Raw genomic sequence first — 24,825 nt, 5'->3', positions numbered from 1 at the left:
GAGCGCGGGTGGCCGCCGTTGTGTCGTCGATTCGCGCATCGAGTGATGTGCACAACTCCCATACGCTCTATCGAATTCGATACTGAGCGTTATTGCGCGTCAAAAACGAAGGTTCGGTTTCCGCGCATATCACACCGCGCGAAGCGCATTTTCGCCGGAAATTTCTATACTTCTGTAGCGCACCAGGCACGATCCAGACGAATTCAAGACGAATTAAAGTCAACCAAACGAAAGAATCGAAGCGAACCCGCGGCGCGGCCATCACGGCGCACGCGCGATTCGTATGAGGAGGGAGACATGGCACATTCCGCAACCGCCGGGTCGGCGAAGGAGGGCCACGGCGAAGCCTCACCGGCTCTTCCAGCGCTCGCGCTGGCCGCGCTCGGCGTGGTCTATGGCGACATCGGCACGAGCCCGCTCTATACGCTTGCCACCGTGTTCGATCCTGCCAACGGTCTCACGCTCAATGCTTTCAATATCGTCGGCATCGTTTCGCTGATCTTCTGGTCGCTGATGATCGTCGTTTCGCTGAAGTACGTCGTGCTGATCCTGCGGGCGAATAATCACGGCGAAGGCGGGATCATGGCGCTGCTCGCGCTCGCGGCGTCGTCGATCGCGTCGCGGCCTCGTTTGCGGCGGGGGCTCCTCGTGGTGGGCGTGATGGGCGCGGCGTTGTTCTTCGGCGACAGCGTGATCACGCCGGCCATTTCCGTGCTGAGCGCCGTCGAAGGGCTCGAAGTCGTCGAGCCCGGGCTCAAGACCTATGTGGTTCCGGTGACGCTCGTCGCGCTGATCGTGCTGTTCGTCACGCAAAAGCACGGCACGGGCGGCATCGGCGCCGTGTTCGGGCCTGTGATGGTGCTCTGGTTCGTCGTGATCGGCGTGGCCGGCGTCGCGAACATCATGGCCACGCCGGTCGTGCTGTATGCGCTCAATCCGCTGGAAGGGCTCCGTATGGTCATGCATCACCGCTGGCTCGCCTTCGTCGCGCTCGGCGCGGTGGTGCTGTCGCTGACGGGCGCCGAGGCGCTCTACGCCGACATGGGCCATTTCGGCAAGCGACCCATTCGTCTTACGTGGTTCGGCGTCGTTTTTCCCGCGCTCGCGCTGAACTATCTGGGCCAGGGTGCGCTGCTGCTGGCGAACCCCGGCGCGGTGCAAAACCCGTTCTACCGTCTGTTCCCGCAGTGGGCCATCGTGCCGATGATCGTGCTGGCGACGATCGCCACCGTGATCGCGTCGCAAGCCGTTATTTCGGGTACCTATTCGATGACGATGCAGGCCATGCAGCTTTCCTTCCTGCCGCGCATGAACATCGTGCATACGTCGGAGCGCGAGATCGGGCAAATCTACGTGCCCGGCATCAACTGGATTCTGCTGATCGCGGTGGTCGCGGCGGTGTTGGGCTTCCGCTCGTCGACGGCGCTCGGGGCCGCGTATGGCATCGCCGTGACCGGCACGATGCTGATCACCACGTTCCTGACGTTCTTCGTCGTGCGTTACGCGTGGCGCTACAACTGGCTGCTGTGCGTGCTGTCCACCTCGTTCTTCTTCGTGATCGACGCGCTGTTCTTCTCGGCGAATCTGCTCAAGATCGTCGATGGCGGCTGGTTCCCGCTCGTGGTCGGCGCGATCGCGTTCACGGTCATGGCGACGTGGGGACGCGGCTGGGAAATGATGCTGGCCGAAGCGCGCGTGCGCGCGGGAAAAACGCCGCTCAAGCCGTACCTCACTGCGCTGCTCGAAAGTTCGCCGACGCGCGTGGGCGGCACGGCGATCTTCCTGACGCCGGACGCCGAAGCGGTGCCGCACGCGCTCGTCAACAACCTGCGGCACAACCGTGTGCTGCATGAGCGCACGGTTTTCCTGAGCGTGATAACGAAGAACGTGCCGTGGGTGGCCGACAGCGAGCGCGTGCAGATCAGACCGCTGTGCACGGGCTGCTGGCATGCAACGGTGAGTTATGGATTCAAGGATGAAGTGGACTTGCCGCGCACGCTGGCCGCCTACAAGTCGCCGGAACTCACCTTCAACCTGGATGACACCTCCTGGTTCCTGAGCCGCGCGGCCGTCGTGCCCAAACGCGTGCACGGCATGGCGCTATGGCGTGAGCGGCTTTTCGCGGTAATGCTGCACAACGTGGGCAATATCGCGGCTTTCTTCAAACTGCCGGCCAATCGCGTGATCGAAGTCGGCGCACGCGTGGAGATCTAGGCAGACCAAGCGTCATATACCTTTGAAGTGACGCGATAGACATATCAGTTCGCCACGACCCTCCACTCCGTCGGGTTCGAAACTTGCTGCCAACGACCAACCGCCGCTCCAATCGGCGCGCGCGTGTCGCTTCGCGGCAGGCATGGACCAATGCCCGCGCCGCATCCAATCAGGAGGCGTGTGATGGGCGACGAGACTCACAAGAATCACGGACACGACCGCCGCCGCTTTCTTGCTGGCGTCGCCGCAGTGGCCGGCAGCGTTGCGCTATCGGGTTGCGGTGGCGGCGGATCGGGCGGAGACGACGCACCGGGCGGCGGGAGCGGCGGCGACCCCGCGCCCTCGATCACCGACATTCCGTCGCCCAACGCCGCCGACCGCTATAGCTTGCCGCGCCCGGCGTTGCCCGCGCCGGCCAGCTCGGGCATCGACTTCATCGTGCTGGTCACGATGGAAAATCGTTCGTTCGACCATTTCCTCGGCTGGGTGCCGGGCGCCGAGGGCATGCCCGCGAACCAGCAATTCAAGGACGCCTTGGGCGCGACGCAAACGCCGTTTTCGCTCGCGGCGAATGCCGCGTACGGCTATCAGGCGTGCGCCTACATAGACCCCAATCACAGTTTCTCGGGGGGCCGCACGCAACTGGCATCGGGTGCGATGAACGGCTGGCTGCTCACGCCGGGCACGAGCCTGCACCCGGGTGACCTGCTGCCTATCGGCTTCTACACATCGGCCGACCTGCAATTTTTCAACGCCGTGGCCAGCAGTTACACGATCGGCGACTTCTACTTCAGCGGCATCCTGACCAGCACGTTTCCCAATCGCCTCTATCTGCATAGCGGTGCAACGGATCGGCTCGACGACAGCGCCGACACGTCGTCGCTCGCGACGATCTGGGACAAGCTGAGCGACGCCGATGTCGACGCTCGCTACTACTACCACGACGTGCCGGTCACGGCGCTTTATGGCACGCGGTATGTCGGCATTTCGCGCCCGTTTGCGGATTTCCTGGTGAATGCCGCGGCGGGGACGCTGCCGCCATTCTGCATGGTCGATCCGTCTTTCACGGGCGAGCCCGAAGGCGTTTCGGCCGACGATCATCCGCATGCCGACATCCGCGACGGCGAGGCGTTTCTCGCGCGGGTCTACGAGGCGCTGCGCACCAGCCCGACGTGGAGCCGCACGCTGATGATCGTCGTCTACGACGAATGGGGCGGGTTTCTCGAGCACGTGGTGCCGCCCACCAGGCCGATCAGCAAGAGTGAGCTCACGCTCGGCAACGATGGCAAGCTCGGCTTTCGCGTGCCGCTCGCGCTGCTGGGCCCGCGCGTGCGCGCGGGTTCGATCACGCGCTATCCGTTCGATCCGAGCTCGATTCACGCGCTGCTGCAATGGCGCTTCGGCTTGCAGCCGCTCGGCGTGCGCGGCAGCGATCCGGCGACGTTCAATCTCGCCTACGCGCTCGATTTCAACGACGCGCCGCGCACCGACGCCCCCGCGTTCACCGTCGCCCAAGGGCCGTTCGGCGGAACCTGCCTGGGGGCGCTCGCGCCTTCGCCGTCGAGTTCGGTGTCGGGGATCGATCAGTCGCAAAAGCGGGCGATCAACCCGACGGCGGATCGCTTCGCGGATCTGCGCGCGAAGGCGGCGTCCTTAGGATTCGCGACCGGAGGCTAACGCTGGTTTCCGCCTGGAATGAGCGGGCCGCAAGCTGGCGCCGGACCGGCCGTGCGGCCTGATGAAGGCTCATGTCTCGAGCGCAGTTCGGTGAGCACCTGGTCAGCACCTGGTAAGGAGCGCTTGCGCGCGACATCGTTTTGCGAAGCGGGCCCCGCATTTGCTGGCGAGACCCTCTCGAAGCCCCGCGGCAGCGTGCGCAGATGATCGGCACGCGCGGCGGGCCGCCTACGTCGACGTCACCGCGTCGTCCTCAACGGGTCCGCCGATGCCATTTCGTTCCGATCTTCCCGTTTGGTCTTCCCGCGAGCGGCCGTACCGCCGCGTTGTAGCCTCCGTGGCCACCGCGCTGGCGCTCGCCGCCAGCACCGGCGTCATCGCGCAATCGGCGCCGACGGCCGCGCCGACCCAGCCGGACGTGCCGGCCCTTACGCTGCCCGCATCGGCTGCCGCTGCGAATGCCGGGAGCAGCGCCGCGGCCGGACGCGTTGGCAACACGGATCACGCGCAGCCGTCGCCGGTCGTGCCGACGCCGCCGTCCGAGCTTTACGGCGAGCTGTATCGCGACGTCGAACTCGCGCATCTGTACCCGGACAGCAAGACGTTCGCTGACATGTCGCCAAACGAGCCGCCGACCCAGGTCATCGCCGACTACGACAGCCAGCGCGCTCAACCGCGCTTCGACCTGAAGCAATTCGTCGAACAGCGCTTCACATTGCCCCCGCGCGAGCCGAAGCGCTATGTGTCCAATCCGAACGAAAGCGTCAGCGCGCATATCGATACGCTGTGGAGCGTGCTGCGCCGCGAACCGGATTCGAGCGCCAGCCCGTACGCTTCGCTGTTGCCGCTGCCATCGTCGTACATCGTGCCGGGCGACCGCTTCGACGAGATCTACTACTGGGATTCGTACTTCATCCTGCTAGGGCTCGACGCGAGCGGCCAGCACGCGCTCGTCGCCGACGAGCTGAACAATTTCTCGACGTTGATCGACCGCTACGGCCACATTCCCAACGGCAATCGCACGTATTACCTGAGCCGTTCGCAGCCGCCGTTTTTCGCGCAGATGGTGCAGCTCGTCGCGCGCAAAGAGGGTGATCAGGTCTACGCCCGCTATCTGCCCGAGCTGCGCCGTGAATACGCGTACTGGATGGCCGGCAGCGATCGTCTGTCACCCGGCAACGCGGCGCGCCATCTGGTGCGCCTCGCCGACGGCACGCTGCTCAATCGCTACTGGGACGAGCGCGCGGCGCCGCGCGACGAGTCGTACCGCGAGGATGTGATGACCGCGCAGCAGATGCCGCAGCGCGACGCGCAGGATTTGTGGCGCAACCTGCGCGCGGGCGGCGAAACCGGCTGGGATTTCAGCTCGCGCTGGTTCGCCGACGGCAGGACGCTCGCGACCATCGACGTGACCTCGCTCGTGCCAGTGGACCTGAACTGCCTGATGGTGGAGCTCGAGCGCACGCTCGCGAAAGCCTACCGGGTGACCGGCGACGCGGGCCACGCGGAGAATCTCGAACTACGCGCTAGCGTGCGCGCCGATGCGATCCGCCGGGTGCTGTGGGATCCGCAACTGCACGCATTCGGCGACTACGACTTCGTGCACCGCACGCTTACGCACCGGTTGACTGCCGCGACCGTGTACCCGCTTTACACCGGCGTCGCGACACGCAACGACGCGCGCGAAGTGGCGCAGACGATCCGGCGCGATCTGCTGCGCCCGGGCGGTCTCGCGACGACTCAGGCCAACACCGGCCAGCAGTGGGACGAACCGAACGGCTGGGCGCCGCTGCAGTACCTCGCGGTGATCGGACTGCGCCGCTATAGCGAGCCGGAGCTCGCGCGCGACATCGCGACACGCTGGATTCGTACCAACGTCGCGTACTACCAGCGCACCGGCCGGCTGGTCGAGAAGTACGACGTCGACGCGAGCGACAAGTCGGCGGGCGGCGGCGAGTATCCGCTACAGGACGGCTTTGGCTGGACCAATGGTGTGCTGCGCGTGCTGATGCAACTCTATCCGGACGCGGTGAGTTCGACGAAGCCGGCCGATCTGCCGGGCGGTGCGGTGGGGGTGTCGGATGCGGCCGCATCGGCGGCGGCCGCGCCGCAGACGTCGCACAGCACGTCGCCCGCGGGCCGCTAGCGGGAAGAGGTAGTAGCGATACCAGGATGATGGGTTGACTGCCTGACGGCGACGCAGCCCGTTAGCATGCTTCCGATAGCTCGAACGGCCCCTAGTCACCTGGAAAGTCTCGAAGATGAATCGCAAGCTCGACATCCCATCGGCCGAACCGGTGCCGCCGCAGGCGCAGGCCACGGCGGCTGCCAAGCCCGCCCCGGCGGCCGGCGATGAAGCCGCCGCGCATTGGCAACGCAACCTGTGCGTGTGCGTGTTCGGCTCGTTCACGACCATCGTCGCGATGACGCTGCTGCTGCCGTTCCTGCCGCTCTACGTCGAGCAGCTCGGCGTGAAGGATCATGCGGCGATCGTGCAGTGGTCCGGCGCCGCGTTCGGCGCGACCTTCTTCAGCGCCGCGCTCGTCGCGCCGCTGTGGGGCAAGCTCGCGGACCTCTATGGCCGCAAGCTGATGCTGATCCGCTCGAGCCTCGGCATGGCGGTCGCGATGTCGCTGATCGGCATGGCGCACTCGGCCTGGCAGCTGGTCGCGTTGCGGCTGCTCGCCGGGCTGCTCGGCGGCTATGCGTCGGGCTCGATGATCCTCGTCGCGACGCAGACGCCGAAGGCGCGCTCGGGCTGGGCGCTCGGCGTACTGTCGTCGGGGATCATGGCGGGCAATCTGGTCGGCCCGCTGATCGGCGGTTTCCTGCCGCCGCTGATCGGCATCCGCGCGACGTTCTGGGCCTCGGGCGCGGCGATCTTCGTCGCTTTTCTCGCGACCGCGTTCCTGATTCGCGAGCAACCCGTCCGCAAGCGCGCGGACAACGCGTCGAAGAAGGGCGCGTGGGCCTCGGTCGACGACAAGCGGCCGGCCATCGCGATGCTTGCCACCGGCCTGCTGCTGATGGTCGCGAATATGTCGATCGAGCCGATCATCACCGTCTACGTCGCCCAGCTGACGAAGCCTCAAAGCGTGACGATGGTCGCGGGCTTCGTCATGTCGGGCGCGGCGCTCGGCAGCGTGATCTCGTCTTCGCGGCTCGGCAGGTTCGCCGATCGCGCCGGGCATTGGAACGTGATCGTCGGCTGCCTCGCGGTATCGGCGGTGTTGCTCGTGCCGCAGGCGTTCGTCACCGCGAGCTGGCAGCTGATCGTGCTGCGTTTCCTGATGGGGATCGCACTCGGCGGCCTGTTGCCGTGCATCGCGAGCGTGATCCGCCACAACGTGCCGGCGAGCGTGACGGGCGCGATTCTCGGCTATTCGGTGTCGTCGCAGTACGCGGGGCAGGTGGCCGGCCCGCTGCTGGGCGGTTTCGTCGGCGGCCACGTCGGGATGCGCGCGGTGTTTCTCGGCACCAGCGTGCTGATGGCGCTCGGCGCGCTCGCAAACTGGCGCGTGAAGTCGCGCGGCGCACGGGCAGAGGTAGTGCGCTGATACAAGCCGCGTCGACGGTCGAGACGTTTGCCATTCCCGCGTAAACACCCTTCCTCTGGTCGGCCAGCGGCCGTGTAAACCCCAGCGCGCGTCTGGCCAGAACCCGCTTTGCTCCTTTTTTTATTCATGCTACTGTGAATCGCAGTTCGCAAGGCTATGCAAATTTACATTGCAGTCAGCCGAGGCGGAACTGGGATGGCCTGACGTCGCCACCCCGCCGGACACACCCCAACGTGTAATCCTGAGCAAGGAGAAAGCGCGGTGACGCAGGTTCCGATCGACCGTAGCACCATCGTTGCCGCGCACGCTTTGTCCCGCCCACGTCTGGCTCCGGCGAAATGGTTCGTCAGGGCGGGCGTCGCGCTCGTCTATCTGTTCATGCTGAGCCCGCTGATCTTCGTGATCTGGCTGAGCTTCTTCAAGGACGCGATCATCACGTTTCCGCCGTCCGGCTACACGCTGTCGTGGTACGTCAATGCATGGCGTAACGACGCGTTCGCGAATGGCTTCGTGCTGTCGCTGAAGCTCGCGGCCGGCGCGGCGATCGGCGGCGTGGTGCTCGGTGTAGCCGCCTCGCTCGCGCTGGCGCGCTACCGCTTTCCCGGGCGGCGCCTCGTCGGCAACACGCTGCTGCTCCCATTAGTCGTGCCCGGCATCGTCGCCGGCATTGCGACCTATCTGTTTTATCTGCGCGCAGAGAATGCGCTCGACACCGACATCGTCGGCACGTTCGGCGGCCTGCTGCTCGCGCATATCTGCCTGACGATCCCATGGACGATCCGGCTCGTCACCGCGAGCCTGAGCCAGATCGACACCACCGTCGAGGAAGCGGCGCGCAATCTCGGCGCTGGCGCATGGCGCACGCTGTGGCGCGTCACGTTGCCGATGCTGCGGCCGGCGATCGTCGCGTCCACGCTGTTCGGCTTCATCGTGTCGTTCGAGAACCTCGAAATGACCTTGCCGCTCGTCGGCCCCGGCAAGACGACGTTGCCGATCGCGATCATGCAGTACCTCGAATTCAATCTCGACCCAACCATCGCGGCGGTATCGGCCGCGCAGATCGTGCTGCTTGGCATCGTGATGCTGATCACCGATCGATTCGTGAAGCTCGGCAAGGTGATCTGAATATGGCTCAGGTATCCCTGCGCAATCTGCGCAAGCAGTACGGTGCGACGACCGCGGTCGCCGACGTGTCGTTCGATATCGCCGAGGGCGAACTGGTCGCATTCCTCGGCCCGAGCGGTTGCGGCAAGACGACGACGCTGCGCATGGTGGCGGGCTTCGTCGAGCCGAGCGACGGCGAAATCTGGATCGGCAACACCGAGGTCACGCGGCTCGCGCCCGACAAGCGTAATACCGGCATGGTGTTTCAGCGCTATGCGTTGTTTCCGCATATGACCGTCGCGCAGAACGTCGCGTTCGGTCTGGAAATGCGGCGCGTGCCGAAGGGGGAGCGCGACACACGCATTCGCGAGGCGCTCGACATGGTGCGGCTGACGTCGCTCGCCGAACGCTATCCGCGGCAGTTGTCGGGCGGGCAGCAACAGCGTGTGGCGATTGCGCGCGCGCTCGCGATCCGGCCCGACGTGTTTCTGCTCGACGAGCCGTTGTCGAACCTCGACGCGAAGCTGCGCGTCGAGGTCCGCGAAGAAATCCGCGCGCTCCAGCAACGCCTCGGTCTGACGACGATCTTCGTCACGCACGATCAGGAAGAAGCACTCGCGATGGCCGACCGCGTGGCCGTGATGCACAACGGACGCGTGCAGCAGATCGGCAGCGCCGACGAGTTGTACGAGCGGCCCGCGAATCCGTTCGTCGCGAGCTTCCTGGGGCGCATGAATTTCCTCGCGGGCCACGTCGACAACGGCCAATTCATCACGGCGAACGGCGAGAAGATCGCGCTCAACGCCGCCTCGCGCAATGCCAACACGCTCGGCATTCGTCCCGAGCGCCTGCGTCTCGCCGCGGCGCCCGAGCACAGCGAAGTATCGATTCCGGTCCGGCTCGCCGACCGCATCTATCTCGGCGCGACCGTCGAACTACGTCTCACGAGCGAGCGCGGCCAGAGCCTCGTCGCGCTCGTGCCGAACACCGCGCACGCGGGTGCCGGCGGATGGTCGCCGGGCGACACGCTGCACGCGTGCTTCAGAACCGAAGATTGCCTGCTTTTTTCCGCCTGAAGGACCATCAAATGAGCCATCCCATCACGCGCCGCACGTTTCTGAAAGCTGCATCCGGTCTGCTCGTCGCTCCGTCGCTCGGCTTCGATCCGCGCGCGGCATTGGCGGCCGACGCTTGTCCCAGTGTCGTCGTCGGCACGTGGGGCGGCGATTATCTGAACCTGCTCGAACAGAACATCGGCAAGCCGATCATCGCGGCGGCCGGCGGTCGCGTCACCTACGACTCGGCGGATCAGATCGGCCGCATGACGAAGCTGCGCGCGGAAAAGATAGCGCGGCACGGTTCGCTCGACGTCGCCTGTCTCGCCGACATCGACATGTTCGACGTCAACCGTTCGGGCGTGCTCGAACCGCTCGACACCAAACTGGTGCCGAACTCGGCGCGCACGATCGAAGCGCTGCGCCGCCCGTATTCGATTCCGCACATCTTCAGTGCGATGGTGATCGTCTACAACCCGGAGAAGTTTCAGGCGAAGCCCGACTCGTTCGCGGTCGCGCTCGATCCGAAACTGAAGGGACGGGTGGGCTTTTCCGACATTCTGTACAACTTCAACGTGCTGCAATCCTCCCTCGCGGCCGGTCAGCACAATGGCGACACGACGGCCGGCATTCAGTTTCTGCGCGAGGTGCGCAAGCAGCAGCCGAAGGTCTATCCGTCGAACGAAGCGGTCGCGGCGGCGCTGAAAAGCGGCGAAATATGGATGACCTGCATGTGGAAGGCGCGCGCGTTGCAGTGGAAGAAAGGCGGCGTGCCGGTCGATTACGCATTCCCGAAAGAGGGCGGCGTGCCGGTCACGTTCGAAGCCGCCGTGGCGAAGAACGCCCCATCGCGCGCGTGCGGTTTCAACTATCTGAACGCGATGCTGGATGCGCGCGCGCAGGTCGGCTTCGCCGAGACGATGGGCTATGCGCCGACCGTCACCGATGCGGCCTTGCCACCGACGCTGCAACAGAGCGTCGGCTTCACCAATGCCGAACTCGATCGCCTCGTGAAAGTCGACTACGCGCGTTTCACCGCGGAAAAACCGGCGCTGCTCGATTTCTGGAACAAGGAATTCAAGCCGGGACTTTGAACCATGACGACGAGCGCACCGAATGCCGCGCCGCGGCGCCGCGATTACGCCGGGGGCCTGCTTGCAACGCCTGCCGTGTTGGTCGTGCTATTCGTGATCGTGCTGCCGGGCGTGCAACTGGTGCGCTACAGCTTCAATCATTTCGATTCGGTCCAGATGATGCAGGCGGCGTTCACGCTCGAGAACTACGTCCAGTTTCTGACCGATCCGTACTACCACGCGGTGTTGTGGACCACGATCAAGGTGGCCGCGCTGTGCACGGCGCTGTCGCTCGTGCTCGGTTTTCCGGTCGCCTATGTGCTGGCTAAAACGCAGAGCCGCTACAAGAGCCAGCTGGTGATGCTGCTGGTGTTTCCGCTGCTGGTCGGCAACGTCGTGCGCGCGGCGGGTTGGATGGTCATGCTCGGCAACGCGGGTTTCGTCAATGCGACGCTGATCGCGCTCGGCGTCGTCGATCAACCGGTGCGGCTGCTGTATACGCCGTTCGCAGTGGTGGCCGGCACCACCGCCGTGGTGTTGCCGTACATGATCCTGACGTTACAGAGCGTGCTCGAAGGCCTCGATTTTTCGATCGAGGAAGCCGCGCGCAATCTCGGCGCGAGCTTAGCTCAGACGCTCGCGCGCGTCGTGCTGCCGATCGCGGCGCCCGGCGTCGCGGCCGGCACGATGCTCGTGTTCATTCTGTGCATGAACGCGTACGCGACGCCGGTTCTGCTCGGCGGTACCGGCATCACGATGATGACGCCGGCGATCTACGACCAGATCGCCAAGGCCAACAACTGGCCGTTCGGTGCCGTGCTGTCGCTCGTATCGATGGTCGTCACGTTTGCGCTGGCGCTGTTGTCGCACTGGATCATCCAGCGGCGCTACGCGAAGACGATGATGACCTGAACTGGCAGGGCGCGCCGCGGGCTCGTGTGTGGGATGCGCCTCTCTTCAATTCTTTTTACTGAAGGAATCACAGATGCCGATCCTCACCGAAAAGACTCGCGCTTACCGGCACGACCTGATGCAAAAACTGATGCAACGTCAGCGGGTCGATGCGCTGATCTTCACGTCCGCCGACTTCTTCCAGTGGGCGACCAATTTCCATGTCGACGTGCAGACCTGGGAGCGGCCGATCGCGGTGTGCGTGCCGCTGTCCGGCGAGCCGTTTGCGATCATGAACGAGCTGTCGACGCATCACGTGATGATGGCGCGCGAGCGCGGGCATCTGTGGCTCGACGATATCTCGTTCTATTCCGAGCATCCGCGCGTGGTCGAGCGGCAGCCGCTGCTCGCGGAAGTCCCGGAGCTGATCGCCGCGCGCTTGCGCGCCGCCGGGCTTGGCGCATCGCGAATCGGCGTCGAAGCCGCGGGTGGTCCGCTCGGCCGTGCGGCATCGCTGTTACCGGACGCGAAATTCCTGCCGATGCTCGCCGAGCTGCGCTCGTTGCGCTGGGCCAAGCACCTGGAGGAGATCACCGTGATGCGGGCCGCCGCGAGCCTCGCCGATTGGGTGCAGGACCAATATCGCGAGAACATCCGCCCCGGACGGCTCGTGCAGGAACTCGACTATCAGATGGCCGCGCTGATGGTGACCGAAGGCGCGCGCCGCTTTCCCGGCGAGAACCTCGAAGTGATGCGTTGCTGGACCTTGTCGGGACCGGCATCGGCGTCGCCGCATGGCGACGGTGCGTCGTGCGGCGCGAAGATCAAGGCGGGCGACGGTCTCGTCAATATCGTGATTCCGCGTTTGAACGGTCTCGTGATCGAGAACGAGCGCACCTGGTTCTGCGGCAAGCCGAGCACCGAGCAGGCGCGTTTTCACGAGGTCGCGCGCGCGGCCAACGAGGCGGCTGTCGCCGCGGCCGTCACCGGTCAGCCGGTGTCGGGTATCGACGCGGCCGCGCAGGCGGTGATCGAGCAGGCCGGCTGCGCGAAGTACATCCGGCATCGCACCGGGCATGGCATGGGCATCATCGGTCACGAGTATCCGGACGACATGGCGTTCAATCACCGCGCGCTGCTCGACAACGAGGTCTACTCGGCGGAGCCCGGCATCTATGTGTACGGCCTCGGCGGCTTCCGGCTCGACGATTCGGTCGTAACCGGTCCTACGCCCGAGCTGCTGACGAAGACCCCGCGCACGCTCGCGCACGCGACCATCGATTGAGTCGCGCGGCTCGCGACACCCCTCAACGTTGCAGATACCCCGGACCTGGAACCGGGAGGAGAGATGATGGAGTCGATTCTGTTCTCGCACTGCGCGCTGCTCGACCCGGTTGCCGGCGAGTTGCGCGAGGACCACGCGGTGCTGGTGGAAAACGGACGCATCAAGGAAGTCTCGGATCGGCCGATCCGTACCGCGTCCGCGCGCGAAATCGACGTGCGCGGCAAGACGCTGATGCCTGGCCTGATCGATTTGCACGTGCATGTGCATGCGACGCAGCTCAATCTCGCGGCACAGGTGAACCTGCCGAACGTGCTGGTCACGCTGAAGTCGTTGCCGTTGTTGCAAGGCATGCTAAGACGTGGCTTCACGACGGTGCGCGATGCGGGCGGCGCGGGTTTCGCACTCAAACAGGCGTTGGAACAGGGGCTGGCGGAAGGTCCGCGGCTCTTCGTGTCGGGCCGCGCGATCAGCCAGACCGGCGGACACGGCGACATGCGCGGCCGCAGCGACTACATCGGCACCGATAGCCCATGCGCGTGTTGCGCGCGGGTCGGCGCGATATCGCGTGTCGCCGACGGCGTCGATGCGGTGCGTCGCGCGGTGCGTGAAGAACTGCAGATGGGCGCCGACCAGATCAAGATCATGGCCTCGGGCGGCGTCGCGTCGCCCACCGATCCCGTTGGCGCATGGGGCTATTCGGAAGACGAGATCAGGGCGATCGTCCACGAGGCGCGGGCGCGCGGCACCTACGTGCTCGCGCATGCGTACACGGCCGAGGCGATTGCGCGCGCGGTCCGCTGTGGGGTCCGCACGATCGAACACGGCAACCTGATCGACGAAACGGCCGCGCGCGTGATGGCCGAGCACGGCGCGTTCGCGGTGCCGACGCTCGTCACCTACGACGCGCTCGCGAACGAAGGCGAAGCGCTCGGTCTCCCCGCCGACAGCGTCGCGAAGATCGAGAGCGTGCGTCAGGCAGGCCTGCGTTCGCTCGAAATCTTCCGCGCGGCAGGGGTGCCGATGGGCTTCGGCAGCGATCTGCTCGGCGAATCGCAGCGTCTGCAAAGCGATGAATTCCGCCTGCGCAGCGAAGTGCTGTCGCCGCTCGAAATCCTGCGCAGCGCGACGGTGGTCGGCGCGCAGGTGCTCGGTCAGGTCGGGCAGCTCGGGCAGATCACGGCAGGCGCGCACGCCGACATGCTGGTCGTCGACGGCAATCCGCTTGCGTCGCTCGACTGTCTGCTGGGGCAGGGTGAGCGCATTCCGGTCGTGATGAAGGGCGGTAAAATCCACGCCTTTGATTTGCCGGCGTGACATGCGCAGCGCTGCGGTGCGAGCGAGGTTGACAGCGGGGGGCGCCGGCGGCCCATGCAATCCGGAGAGAACGGATGGATTTTCGGCACATCGACGCATTCAGGGCGCTGATGCTCACCCGCACGACGACCCGCGCCGCGCAGGTCATCGGCACTTCGCAGTCGGGCATCAGCCGTCTGATTACCGACCTGGAGCGCTTGACCAGTTTGACGCTGTTCGATCGCAGCCGCGGACGGCTCGAACCGACCGTCGAAGCGCTGGCGCTGTTCGAGGAAGTCGAGCGGCGTTATGCGGGGCTGAACAACATCCGCGAGTTCGCGCTGAGCTTGCGCAATCCGTCGACCGCGGTGATTCGCGTGGGTTCGGTCGTGTCGTTCGGGCTCGGCTACTTCGCGCGCGTCGTCGCGAACTTTCATCGGCGGCATCCGGCCGTGCAGATTGCGTTGACGACCGGCGCGTCGTCGCTGATTCGCGATCAGGTGGTATCGCGTCAACTCGCGCTCGGTCTCGTCACGAATACGGTCGACGTGACCGGCACCGATTCGACCGCGTTCGCGCAGCTCGACGCGATCTGCGCATTGCCGGCCGGTCATCCGCTGGGCAAGCGCAAGGTCATCAAGGTGGCCGATCTGCGGAATCAGCCGATCGTGTCATACGATCTGCCCGACCTCGTGCGCTGGGGCATGGATCAGGTGTTCGCGACCGGTCAGCTGCAATCGCAGGTGGTGGCGATCGCGCCGTATTCGGTCAACATCGCGACGATGGTCAAGGAAGGGCTGGGCATCGGTTTGCTGCATCCGGTGTCGGCGTACGACTTTCTCGACTCGAATCTGATCCTGCGTCGCTTCGAGCACGCGATGCCTTTCTACACGCTGAAGATCACGCCGCGCGGCGCCGCACCGGCTCCGCATCTCGACGAATTGTCGAAGGTGATGGAGCAGACGCTCGAAGAAGTGCTGGCGGCCGTGAATGCGCGTTTGACTGCCGCGAGTTGAACTATTGGCCCTTCACGGCAGCGGCGTTCCCAACCTATCCAATGAAATACAGATCGGGCCACCGAGGCCTGGCGTCGTCTGTTGCGGCTTCTTTTCGAAAACGCATTTCTGCTGGAGCGAGTGTATGAATCACATCAACCAGCCACGCCGCCGTTTTCTTCGATCCACAGGGACGCTCGTCGCCGCCTCCGCGCTCGGGCCGTTTGCGTTGAAAGCGAACGCGGCGGGTACGTGTTCGGGCCAAGTGGTGGTCGGCACGTGGGGAGGCGACTATCAACGCCTGCTGCAACAGAACATCGATTCGCTGGTGACCCCCAGCGGCGATGTCGTCACCTATTCCGTGGGCAGTGCGCTCGCGCGGCAGACCACGATGCGCGCCGAAGCGCACGGTCGGCGCAGCACGATGGACGTCGCGCTGCTGCCGAACCTTGCCAACGTGATTCCGCAGTTTCGCCGCAGCTACGCGGTGCCGCACATCTTCAGCGCGCTGGTGCTCGTCTACGACACGGACCGCGTGCGCACGCGCCCCGATGGTCTCGCCGCGCTGCTGGACCCGCAATTCAAGGGAAAGATCGGCCTGGTCGATGACCAGTATGACTACCTGACGCTCGCGGGCGCGCTTGCATCGGGTGGACAGGTGAGCGATCTCGCGCTCGGGCAGAAGTATTTGCGCGCGCTGCGCGAGGCGTCGCCGCGGGTGTATCCGTCGGTCGATGCATTGGCATCGGCGCTCAAGAGCGGTGAAATCGTCGTGACCGTGACGTGGAAGGCGCGCACGCTGCAATGGAAAAAGGCGGGCCTCGCGGTCGATTACGTGTTCCCGAAGGAAGGCGCATTGCCGGCTACGTTCGAGGCTGCTGTGACAGCGGGCAGCAAGTCGACCGCCTGCGCGTTTCCGTATCTGAACGCGATGATCGATCCGCGGTCGCAGCGCGCGTTCGCCGAATCGATGGGCTACGCGCCGACGATCACCAATGCTGACCTGCCGCCGTCGTTGCAACAGGCGGTGGGATTCTCGGGCAAGGAGCTGGAGCGGATCGTGCCGGTCGACTTCGCGATGTTGATGAAACACAAAACCGAAATGCTCGACTTCTGGAACAAGGATTTCCGCGCTGGGCTCTGACCGAAAGACCTGAACACATGATCATTCTGACCAACAACGAAGGTAAATCGGGCATCGGCCTGACCGCGGAACTGCTGCGAAAAGGCGGTGCCGGACTCGACGCGATCGAGGCAGGCATCCGGCTCGTCGAAGACGACGAAGAGGTGCGCACGGTCGGTCGTGGCGGCTGGCCGAATCTGCTCGGCGAGGTCGAACTCGATGCGTCGGTGATGGATGGCTCGACGCTGCGCACTGGCGCGGTCGGCGGCCTGAAGGGGTTCAGGCATCCGGTCAGTGTCGCGCGCGCGGTGATGGAGCGGCTGCCGCACGAACTGCTGATCGGCGAGGGTGCCGCGCGCTATGCGGCCGAAACGGGTGCGGAGCGTTGCGAGCTGCTCGCCGAACATTCGCGCAAAGCGTACGCGCGCTGGTTCGACATCGAAGTCAGCGCGGCCGACAAGGCTGCGTGGCCGGACGTGCCGCTCGAACGCTATTGCCATGACGCCGTCGATCCGGAGATCGGCAAGGACACCACGGTTTTTCTCGCACTGGACAGCGCGCGCAATGTCGTGAGCGGTACGAGCACGTCGGGGTGGGGCTGGAAATATCCGGGCCGTCTCGGCGACAGTCCGGTGATCGGCGCTGGCTCATACGCCGATAGCCGTTACGGCGCCTGCGCCTGCACGGGCGCGGGCGAGATGACGATCCGTGCGGGCACGGCGCGCGCGGTGGTGCTCTACATGAAGATGGGGATGAGCGTCGAGCGCGCGGTCAGCGAAGCCGTCGACGATATGCGCGCGCTCAAAGGCGGCTTGATCAGCCGCGTGACGATTCATGCGATCGATGCCGCGGGCAATCATCGCGTGGTGGCGGTCAATGGTTTACCGGGCAATCACTACTGGGTATGGACGCCCGGCATGACACAGCCGGAGCACCGTGCTTGCGAGCTGATCCGGATCTCCGGGGGGGAGCCGCAGAGCAAGAGGATTGCGATGCAGGTTTATACCGACGTGTGAGGGTGACGCGCACCAATGCACCAGCCGTATCCCAGCAGCGCCGCCTAAGGCGTCCGCTGCCCGCCCGTAATCACCCGCTCCAACGACAGCTTCAAGTGGCGCTGCATCGCCGCCTGCGCCTGCAGCGGATCATGCGCTTCCAGCGCTTCCAGAATCACCAGATGTTCTTCAGGCACGGCGCCCCACGTCGTTTCGTTTTCGAAGTGGCCGCGCAGCTTTTCCGACAGCGGACTATGCCGCGCATCGAATAGCGAGCTGACGGTGCGCACCAGCACTTCGTTGCCGGACATCTGCGCGATCGCGAGGTGGAACGCGCGATCGGCCGCGACCGGAATTCTGCCGGCTTTCACTTCGCGCTCCATCTCGTTGTAGATCGCGCGCAGCATCTTCAGGTCTTTCGGTTTGCAGAACGGTGCGACGCTCGCGATGATCGAGCCTTCGATCAGGCAGCGCGCGCCGAGGATGTCGAGCAGGCTATCGCCGAGTTCGGCCTGCGACAGCGACGCATCACTCTGCGCGGACGGCGTCGCGCACAGATAGACGCCCGAGCCCATGCGAATTTCGACGAGCCCCTCCAGTTCCAAAGCGACCAGCGCCTCGCGCACCGACGGCCGCGATACGCCGAGCGTCTCCGCCAGCGCGCGCTCGGGCGGCAGGCGGCCGTTGGGCGCGAACTGCGGCTGAGCGATCAGAACGCGCAATTTTTCCGCGATCTGAAGATAGAGACGGCGCGTGTCGGCAGGTTTGGTGTTCACGAAACAATTCCCGGCAATGGAGCTTGTGCAAGCCCGATAGGGCGAGCGCCGATTGTAGATCGAAGCGCCCGGTGCGCAAATCGCGCGCGTTCGGCCGCGCGCTGACAGCACTCGGGGTTTCCCCGAACTCCGTGCAAATTGGCTTGACCAGTATCGCATGTGCCGTTACTTTTGCAAATTGGTAAGGCCAGATTGACGCGAAGTAGACGCCTGGCGAGCAGCCCTGCGGGCCGCTCCGCTCCCCGATACCCGATCAATTCCTCCATGACGATGAAGACAGTCATTTGCGAACAACCCGGCCAGCTCGCGCTCACCGAACGCGCGATGCCGAACGCCGGCCCTGACGACGTGCTGATCCGCATCCGCCGAGTCGGCATCTGCGGCACCGACTTCCATATCTTCACCGGCAATCAGCCGTACCTGTCGTATCCGCGCGTGATGGGCCACGAGCTTGCCGGCATCGTCGAAGCGGCGCCGGCCGGCGCGCGCGTCGCGGCCGGCGACCAGGTGTACGTGATGCCGTATCTGTCGTGCGGGCGCTGCGTGGCCTGCCGCGCGGGCAAGGGCAACTGCTGCGTGAACATCCGCGTGCTCGGCGTCCATACCGACGGCGGCATGACCGAGTACCTCGCGGTACCGCAGGCGTTCGTCTTCAAGGCCGACGGCGTGACGCTCGACCAAGCCGCGATGCTCGAGTTCCTGGCGATCGGCGCACACGCGGTCGCGCGCGCCGACGTGCAAACCGGGCAGCGCGTGCTGGTAGTCGGCGCAGGACCGATCGGCATGGCCGCGACGATCTTCGCGAAGCTGCGCGGCGCCGAGGTCAGCGTGCTCGATGGCCGCGCGGACCGCCTGTCCGTGTGCGCCGGCGCATTGCAGGCGGATCACACGGTGCTGCTCGACACCACCGAGGCCGCGACCGATGCCGCCCAGCTCGCGGCACTGACCGACAACGAGTTTTTCGACGTGGTGTTCGACGCGACCGGCAACGTGAAGGCGATGGAGCGCGGGCTGCAGTTCGTCGCGCATGGCGGCAAGTACGTGCTGGTGTCGATCGTCAGCGAGCGCATTTCGTTTGCCGATCCCGAGTTTCACAAGCGCGAGACGACCTTGCTCGCGAGCCGCAACGCGACCGTCGCCGACTTCGAAACGGTGCTCGAAGCGATGCGCGCCGGCAAGATCCCGACTGCCGCGCTCAATACGCACGTGGTCGAACTCGCCAATCTGCCGGGCGAATTTCCCACGCTGCTGAAACCGGATGCCGGCGTCATCAAGGCGCTGGTGGCCTGTTGAGCGAGCGGGGATAACGGACGATGGGTAACCCGATTCTTCAATTCGGCACGAGTCGCTTTCTGCAGGCGCACGCTGATCTATTCGTGTCGGCGGCGCTCGATACGGGCCGCGCGCTGGGTCACGTGACCGTCGTGCAGACGACGGCCAACCCCGAGAGCCTCGCGCGCATCGACGCGTTACGCGCGCATCGGCAGTACGAGGTGCGCATTCGCGGTCTGCGCCGCGAAGCGGTGATCGATACGACCACGCAATGTCATGCGATCAGTGAGGCATTGAATGCGAATTCCGATTGGCCAACGGTGGTGGAGCGCTTTGCGCGCGACGCGCGCGTCGTGATCTCGAACACCGGCGACCGAGGCTACGAGTGTTTCGCCGACGACACCGCCGAGCTATTGCGCGATGACACGAGGGTGCCGCGCGGATTCGCGGCGAAGCTCGTGGTGCTGCTGCATGCGCGCTTCAAGGCCGGCGCGGCACCGCTGACGCTGCTGCCATGCGAACTCGTGTCGGGCAACGGCGACACGCTGCGCGGTCTCGTCGTCGATATCGCGCGCGGCTGGGGTGCCGGGGTCGAGTTCTTGCGCTACATCGAGCACACCTGCATCTGGGTCAATTCGCTGGTGGACCGCATCGTGTCCGAGCCGATCCGGCCGGTCGGCGCGGTTGCCGAACCCTACGCGTTGTGGGCGATCGAGCGGCGTGCCGGCATGGTGCTGCCATGCGAGCACGAAGCGATGATCGTCACCGACGATCTGTTGCACTACGAGCGCCTGAAGCTGCTGCTGCTGAATCTCGCGCATACGTGGCTTGCCGAGCGCTGGCAGGCCGACGCTCGCGATCCCGACGAGAACGTGCTGCACGCGATGCGCGATCCGCTGCTGCGTGCCGATCTCGAATCGCTGTGGCGCGACGAGGTACTGCCGGTCTTCGATGCGCTCGGTCAGGGCAGCGACGCGCGCGCCTATCTCGACGACGTGCGCGAGCGTTTCGAAAACCCGTTCCTCGATCATCGCCTCGCCGACATCGCTCGCAATCACGAGCAAAAGAAAGAGCGGCGCTTCAAACCGGTCATCGACCTTGCGCACCAGCTCGGCGTGCGTGTCGAGCAACCGCGCCTGAATGCGGCGCTTGCCGCGTGCGCGCAACGCGGATAACGGCGCGGGCCGCAAATCCGCAGTCAGTCAGTAGCAACCCCGGCAGCACACCAGCGGCCACGTGGCCGCATGATTCATCCAAATAGATTAGATGCCAGCCTTGGAGGAGACGGTTTTTATGAAGAAGATGCGTTGGGTAGTGATTTTTCTGTGCTTTCTCGCGATCGCGGTGAACTACATCGATCGTGCGAATCTCGCGGTCGCCGCGCCGCAAATCGAAAAGGCGCTCGGCATCGGCCCCGCCGAGATGGGCTTCATCCTGAGCGGGTTCTTCTGGACCTACGCTTTGATGCAGATGCCGTTCGGCTGGTTCGTCGACCGTGTCGGCGCGCGCATCGCGTTGCCGCTCGCGGTCGGCTGGTGGTCGTTGTTTACCGCGGCCACCGCGGTCACGAGCAGCGTCGCGGGCATGTTCGGCTGCCGGCTGTTGCTCGGCGTCGGCGAGGCCGGCGCCTATCCGTCCTGCACGAAGCTCGTCAGCCAATGGTTCCAGCCCAAGGAGCGCGCGCTAGCAACGAGCATCTTCGATAGCGGCTCGCGGGTCGGCTCCGCGCTGTCGATTCCGGTGGTCGCGCTGATCATCGGCACGCTCGGCTGGCAGGCGGCGTTTATCCTGACCGGCTTGCTCGGTGCGGTGTGGATCGTCGGCTGGTTCGTGATCTATCGGAATCCCGTGCAGGACGCGATGGAGACCGCGCACAAAGCCGCGCCGGCGGTTCGAGCACGTGGCGGTCAGGACAACGTGACCTGGGCGTCGCTGTTTCGCCACCGCACGCTGTGGGGCATGATGCTCGGCTTCTTCTGCCTGAACTTCGTGATCTATTTCTTCATTACGTGGTTTCCGAGCTACCTGGTGCAGACGCGCGGATTCTCGCTGAAATCGCTCGGCACGCTCGGCATGATTCCGGCGCTGATCGCGATTCCGGGCGGCTGGCTCGGCGGCTATGTGTCCGACGCGCTGTTCCGTCGCGGCTGGAGCCTGACGGCCGCGCGTAAGACCTGCATGGTCGGCGGCATGCTGCTGTCGTCGGTGATCACGCTGTCGGCGTTCACGGAAAACACGTATCTGATGCTCGCGTTCTTCGGCATCGCCTACGGCAGCCTCGCGTTCGCCGCGGCGAGCATCTGGTCGCTGCCCTGCGACGTCGCGCCGACGCCGCGCCATGTCGCGTCGATCGGCGGCATCCAGAACTTCGCGTCGAACCTGGCGGGTATCGTGATTACGACGTTCACCGGCGTGATGGTCGCGATGACGAAGGGCTCGTTCACGATTCCGCTGGTCGTCGCGGGCGGCTTCTGCTTTCTCGGCGCGTTCAGCTATCTTTTCATCGTGGGACGCATCGAGCCGCTGTCGCTGGAAACGGACAGCCGCGATTTGCCGAAGGGCGCGGGCTCCACGATCTGACCTATTCTGTTTGAACGCATACGGCTAACCCTGTCTTCGAGGCTTTTCATGTCGACTCAAGCTAGCGTTGCATCCGCGATCATCCGCCTGCATCCCGCCGACGACGTCATCATCGCAACCCGGCAGTTGTTGCCGGGCACGCGCATCGACGCGGAGCAACTGGTCGTCGCCGGATTGATTCCACCCGGGCACAAGATCGCGACGCGCGACATCGCGCAGGGCGAGCCGGTCAAGCGCTACAACCAGATCATCGGCGTAGCGCGTGAGGCGATCGCGCGCGGCCAGCATGTTCACACGCACAATCTCGGCATGTCCGAATTCGCGCGCGAGCACGCGTTCGGCGCCGATGCGCAGCCCACCGTCTACGTCGACGAGCCCGCGCACTTCATGGGCATTCGCCGCGACGACGGCCGCATCGCGACGCGCAATTACATCGGCATTCTGACCAGTGTGAACTGCTCGGCGACGGTCGCGCGCGCGATCGCCGATCATTTCCGGCGCGACGTGCGTCCCGACGCGCTCGCCGACTATCCGAACGTCGACGGTGTGGTCGCTCTGACGCACGGGCTCGGCTGCGGCATCGACAATCAGGGCGAGGGCATCGCGATCCTGCGTCGCACGCTCGCCGGTTACGCGGTGCATCCGAACTTCGCGTCGGTGCTGTTCGTCGGGCTAGGCTGCGAGACCAATCAGATCGACGGTGTGCTCGCGGCGGGCGGCCTCGACGCCAGCACGGCGAAGCTGCGCAGCTTCACGATCCAGGACAGCGGCGGCACGCGCAAGACGATCGAACGCGGAATCGCGATGGTGCGCGAGATGCTCGCCGACGCGAACCGCGTGCAGCGCGTGCCGGTGCCGGCGGCGCATCTATGCGTCGGTCTGCAATGCGGCGGCTCGGACGGCTACTCGGGCATCTCCGCGAATCCGGCGCTCGGCGCCGCGGTCGATCGGCTCGTGCGGCATGGCGGCACCGCGATCCTGTCGGAGACGCCGGAAATCTACGGCGCCGAGCATCTGCTGACGCGCCGCGCGGTGAGCGCCGCGGTCGGCGACAAACTGCTCGCGCGCATCGCATGGTGGCAGGACTATTGCGCGCGCAATGGCGGCGCGATGGACAACAACCCATCGGCGGGCAACAAGGTGGGCGGCCTGACGACGATCCTCGAAAAATCGCTCGGTGCGGTCGCCAAGGGCGGCACGACGAATCTGGTCGACGTCTACGAATACGCGCAGCCGATCGCCGCGAAGGGCTTCGTGTTCATGGATTCGCCCGGCTACGACCCGGTGTCCGCGACGGGACAGGTCGCCTCGGGCGCGAACCTGATCTGCTTCACGACCGGGCGCGGCTCCGCTTACGGCTGCGCGCCGTCGCCGTCGTTGAAGCTGGCGACCAACACCGCGTTGTGGGAGCGCCAGCAGGACGACATCGATATCAATTGTGGCGGAGTGATCGACGGCAGCGCGAGCATCGACGAACTCGGCGAAGCGATCTTCCACATGATGCTCGACTGCGCTTCCGGTACGCGTACCAAGAGCGAACTGCACGGCTATGGGCAGAGCGAGTTCGTGCCCTGGCAGGTCGGCGTGGTGACATGAGCGGGTGCATTGCAGCGACACAACCAACAACCAGATAGACAAGTAACCACGCACTGGAGGATGTAATTGGAACGCCGCCTTTATGCAGGCCGCGACGTGAAGCGCGCGCACAGCATCGATGATCTGCGCGCGATGGCCCGCAAGCGTCTGCCGAATTTCTGTTTCGAGTATGTCGAGGGCGGTGCCGAAGACGAAGCGACGCTGCGCCGAAATCGCGACGTGTTCCGCGAAATCGCTTTTCTGCCGCGCACGCTGGTGAACGTCGAAAAGCGCAAGCAGAGCGTGACGTTGTTCGGCGAGCGCAGCGCGTCGCCGTTCATGATCGGCCCGACCGGCTATAGCGGCCTGATGTTTCGCGAAGGCGACGTCAAGCTCGCCAGTGCCGCGGCGGCGGCCGGTATTCCGTTCGTGCTGAGCAACGTGTCGACGGTCTCGCTGGAGGACGTCGTGCAGCGCGCGGGCGGCCGCGTGTGGATGCAGGTCTACATGTACCGCACGCGCGAATCTCTCGCGAAACTGGCGCAGCGCGCGAAGGCCGCGGGTATCGAGGCGCTGGTCGTCACGACCGATAGCGCGGTGTTCGGCAAGCGTGAATGGGACCTGCGCAACTACATCGAGCCACTGAAGCTCGACTGGCGCAACAAGTTCGACGTGCTGCGTCATCCCGGCTGGATGGCCAATGTGCTGTGGCCCAACGGCATGCCGCGCTTCGCGAACCTCGGCGACCTGCTGCCGCCGGGGCAGGACAGCGTGAAGGGCGCGACGATCACACTGGGCCGGGAACTCGACCCGTCGTTATCTTGGGACGATATCCGCTGGCTGCGCGATCTGTGGCCGCGTCGGCTGATCGTCAAAGGCGTGCTCGGTGCGCCGGATGCGCTGAAGGCGCTGGAGGCCGGCGTCGACGGCATCGTGCTGTCGAACCACGGCGGGCGCCAACTCGACAGCGCGGTATCGGCGATGGACGTGCTGCCCGAAGTCGTCGAGCAGGTCGGGGGTAAGCTGTGCGTGATGCTCGACGGCGGATTTCGCCGCGGCTCCGAGATCCTGAAGGCGGTCGCGCTGGGCGCCGACGCGGTACTGCTCGGACGTGCGACCACCTATGGTCTGAGCGCGGGCGGTCAGCCGGGTGTCGAGCGGGCCATCGAGATTCTGCAGACCGAGATCGACCGGGCGCTCGGCTTGCTGGGCTGCTGCGATATCGCCGGGCTCGACCGCAGTTATCTGCGTTGGCCAGGGCGGCAGGCGCCGCTGTCGCGCGCGCAAGCGCAAGCGCAAACGCAATCCCAAACGGTGCAGGCGCGCGTAGCGGCTCTGTCCGTCTGACGAACCGGAGATA

At 65.3% G+C, this 24,825-nt stretch carries 19 protein-coding genes; 18 read left to right on the top strand and 1 reads right to left on the bottom strand.

The window, feature by feature from the left end; genetic code table 11:
* Positions 1 to 297: 297 nt before the first annotated feature.
* From BC1002_RS30460 to BC1002_RS30400, 13 genes are all read left to right on the top strand, one after another.
* Positions 298 to 2,214 (top strand): potassium transporter Kup, encoded by a 1,917-nt coding sequence (locus tag BC1002_RS30460; RefSeq protein WP_013093820.1) that lies wholly within the window; start codon positions 298 to 300, stop codon positions 2,212 to 2,214.
* A 183-nt stretch (positions 2,215 to 2,397) separates the two neighbouring features.
* Positions 2,398 to 3,891: an alkaline phosphatase family protein gene (locus BC1002_RS30455; protein ID WP_013093819.1), complete on the top strand. Its 1,494-nt coding sequence runs from the start codon at positions 2,398 to 2,400 to the stop codon at positions 3,889 to 3,891.
* A gap of 337 nt (positions 3,892 to 4,228) precedes the next feature.
* On the top strand, positions 4,229 to 6,037 hold the full coding sequence (gene treA, locus BC1002_RS30450; RefSeq protein WP_041735664.1) for an alpha,alpha-trehalase TreA: 1,809 nt from the start codon (positions 4,229 to 4,231) through the stop codon (positions 6,035 to 6,037).
* A 115-nt stretch (positions 6,038 to 6,152) separates the two neighbouring features.
* Positions 6,153 to 7,448: an MFS transporter gene (locus BC1002_RS30445; RefSeq protein ID WP_013093817.1), complete on the top strand. Its 1,296-nt coding sequence runs from the start codon at positions 6,153 to 6,155 to the stop codon at positions 7,446 to 7,448.
* A gap of 261 nt (positions 7,449 to 7,709) precedes the next feature.
* Complete coding sequence (locus BC1002_RS30440; protein ID WP_013093816.1) at positions 7,710 to 8,573, top strand: ABC transporter permease; 864 nt, start codon at positions 7,710 to 7,712, stop codon at positions 8,571 to 8,573.
* A gap of 2 nt (positions 8,574 to 8,575) precedes the next feature.
* Positions 8,576 to 9,628 carry an ABC transporter ATP-binding protein gene (locus BC1002_RS30435; protein WP_013093815.1) on the top strand — a complete coding sequence of 351 codons (1,053 nt, stop codon included), beginning with the start codon at positions 8,576 to 8,578 and terminating at the stop codon, positions 9,626 to 9,628.
* A gap of 11 nt (positions 9,629 to 9,639) precedes the next feature.
* Positions 9,640 to 10,701 (top strand): extracellular solute-binding protein, encoded by a 1,062-nt coding sequence (locus BC1002_RS30430; protein WP_013093814.1) that lies wholly within the window; start codon positions 9,640 to 9,642, stop codon positions 10,699 to 10,701.
* 3 nt (positions 10,702 to 10,704) lie between these two features.
* Positions 10,705 to 11,592, top strand: a complete 888-nt coding sequence (locus BC1002_RS30425) for an ABC transporter permease (RefSeq protein ID WP_013093813.1) — start codon at positions 10,705 to 10,707, stop codon at positions 11,590 to 11,592.
* Positions 11,593 to 11,665: 73 nt separating this feature from the next.
* On the top strand, positions 11,666 to 12,856 hold the full coding sequence (locus BC1002_RS30420; protein ID WP_013093812.1) for a M24 family metallopeptidase: 1,191 nt from the start codon (positions 11,666 to 11,668) through the stop codon (positions 12,854 to 12,856).
* A 66-nt stretch (positions 12,857 to 12,922) separates the two neighbouring features.
* Positions 12,923 to 14,170, top strand: a complete 1,248-nt coding sequence (locus BC1002_RS30415; protein ID WP_041735935.1) for a metal-dependent hydrolase family protein — start codon at positions 12,923 to 12,925, stop codon at positions 14,168 to 14,170.
* Between the two features lie 74 nt (positions 14,171 to 14,244).
* On the top strand, positions 14,245 to 15,165 hold the full coding sequence (locus BC1002_RS30410; RefSeq protein ID WP_013093810.1) for a LysR substrate-binding domain-containing protein: 921 nt from the start codon (positions 14,245 to 14,247) through the stop codon (positions 15,163 to 15,165).
* Between the two features lie 124 nt (positions 15,166 to 15,289).
* A complete protein-coding gene (locus tag BC1002_RS30405) occupies positions 15,290 to 16,288 on the top strand; it encodes an ABC transporter substrate-binding protein (RefSeq protein ID WP_013093809.1) in 999 nt (332 codons plus the stop codon).
* A 17-nt stretch (positions 16,289 to 16,305) separates the two neighbouring features.
* Complete coding sequence (locus BC1002_RS30400) at positions 16,306 to 17,283, top strand: glycosylasparaginase (protein WP_013093808.1); 978 nt, start codon at positions 16,306 to 16,308, stop codon at positions 17,281 to 17,283.
* Positions 17,284 to 17,327: 44 nt separating this feature from the next.
* Here the strand turns inward: BC1002_RS30400 and BC1002_RS30395 are convergent, their stop codons facing one another.
* Complete coding sequence (locus tag BC1002_RS30395) at positions 17,328 to 18,038, bottom strand: FadR/GntR family transcriptional regulator (RefSeq protein ID WP_013093807.1); 711 nt, start codon at positions 18,036 to 18,038, stop codon at positions 17,328 to 17,330.
* A 270-nt stretch (positions 18,039 to 18,308) separates the two neighbouring features.
* On the opposite strand from BC1002_RS30395, the gene BC1002_RS30390 reads away from it, so the two are divergent.
* The 5 genes from BC1002_RS30390 (at position 18,309) to BC1002_RS30370 (ending at position 24,812) form a co-directional block, all read left to right on the top strand.
* Positions 18,309 to 19,331 carry a zinc-binding alcohol dehydrogenase family protein gene (locus tag BC1002_RS30390; protein WP_041735932.1) on the top strand — a complete coding sequence of 341 codons (1,023 nt, stop codon included), beginning with the start codon at positions 18,309 to 18,311 and terminating at the stop codon, positions 19,329 to 19,331.
* Positions 19,332 to 19,351: 20 nt separating this feature from the next.
* A complete protein-coding gene (locus tag BC1002_RS30385; RefSeq protein ID WP_013093805.1) occupies positions 19,352 to 20,485 on the top strand; it encodes a mannitol dehydrogenase family protein in 1,134 nt (377 codons plus the stop codon).
* A gap of 118 nt (positions 20,486 to 20,603) precedes the next feature.
* Positions 20,604 to 21,890, top strand: a complete 1,287-nt coding sequence (locus BC1002_RS30380) for an MFS transporter (RefSeq protein WP_013093804.1) — start codon at positions 20,604 to 20,606, stop codon at positions 21,888 to 21,890.
* A 48-nt stretch (positions 21,891 to 21,938) separates the two neighbouring features.
* The gene (locus tag BC1002_RS30375) at positions 21,939 to 23,486 is read left to right on the top strand and encodes a UxaA family hydrolase (RefSeq protein WP_013093803.1); all 1,548 of its coding nucleotides are present in this window, start codon (positions 21,939 to 21,941) and stop codon (positions 23,484 to 23,486) included.
* Between the two features lie 66 nt (positions 23,487 to 23,552).
* Positions 23,553 to 24,812: an alpha-hydroxy acid oxidase gene (locus tag BC1002_RS30370; RefSeq protein WP_013093802.1), complete on the top strand. Its 1,260-nt coding sequence runs from the start codon at positions 23,553 to 23,555 to the stop codon at positions 24,810 to 24,812.
* Positions 24,813 to 24,825 lie beyond the last annotated feature (13 nt).

The organism is Paraburkholderia atlantica (assembly GCF_000092885.1).
Taxonomy (GTDB): Bacteria; Pseudomonadota; Gammaproteobacteria; order Burkholderiales; family Burkholderiaceae; genus Paraburkholderia; species Paraburkholderia atlantica.
The sequence above is the reverse complement of the archived record's forward strand: the minus strand, read 5'-3'. Positions and strand labels throughout refer to the sequence as shown.